Source organism: Carnimonas bestiolae (genome assembly GCF_051251145.1).
In the GTDB taxonomy this organism is placed as follows: Bacteria; Pseudomonadota; Gammaproteobacteria; order Pseudomonadales; family Halomonadaceae; genus Carnimonas; species Carnimonas bestiolae.
On sequence record NZ_JBPCZK010000020.1, the window covers coordinates 1 to 1,061 of the forward strand.

The window sequence follows — 1,061 nt, forward strand, 5'->3', positions numbered from 1 at the left end:
AGCTCAGAGCGGCCGAAGATACTAGGTGGCTGCAACTGTTTATTAAAAACACAGCACTCTGCAAACGCGTAAGCGGACGTATAGGGTGTGACGCCTGCCCGGTGCTGGAAGGTTAATTGATGGTGTTAGGATTCGTCCGAAGCTCCTGATCGAAGCCCCAGTAAACGGCGGCCGTAACTATAACGGTCCTAAGGTAGCGAAATTCCTTGTCGGGTAAGTTCCGACCTGCACGAATGGCGTAATGATGGCCACACTGTCTCCACCCGAGACTCAGTGAAATTGAAATCGCTGTGAAGATGCAGTGTACCCGCGGCTAGACGGAAAGACCCCGTGAACCTTTACTACAGCTTCACACTGGACGCTGATGTTGTCTGTGTAGGATAGCTGGGAGGCTTTGAAACTGTGACGCCAGTTGCAGTGGAGCCGACCTTGAAATACCAGCCTGACATCATTGGCGTTCTAACTTGCCCCTGTTATCCAGGGGAAGGACAGTGTGTGGTGGGTAGTTTGACTGGGGCGGTCTCCTCCTAAAGAGTAACGGAGGAGCACGAAGGTACCCTCAGCACGGTTGGACATCGTGCAATGAGTGCAAGAGCATAAGGGTGCTTGACTGCGAGACGGACAGGTCGAGCAGGTGCGAAAGCAGGTTCTAGTGATCCGGTGGTTCTGAATGGAAGGGCCATCGCTCAACGGATAAAAGGTACTCCGGGGATAACAGGCTGATACCGCCCAAGAGTTCACATCGACGGCGGTGTTTGGCACCTCGATGTCGGCTCATCACATCCTGGGGCTGAAGTCGGTCCCAAGGGTATGGCTGTTCGCCATTTAAAGTGGTACGCGAGCTGGGTTTAGAACGTCGTGAGACAGTTCGGTCCCTATCTGCCGTGGGCGTAGGAAGTTTGAGAAGAGTTGCTCCTAGTACGAGAGGACCGGAGTGAACGAACCGCTGGTGTTCCGGTTGTGATGCCAATTGCATTGCCGGGTAGCTATGTTCGGACGGGATAACCGCTGAAAGCATCTAAGCGGGAAGCCCCCTTCAAGATGAGACTTCCCTGGGGCCT

General features: G+C 54.0%; 1 rRNA gene. It reads left to right on the forward strand.

Going from position 1 to position 1,061, the window contains the following annotated elements:
- Positions 1-1,061 (forward strand): 23S ribosomal RNA (locus R84865_RS13245); the annotation flags it as partial.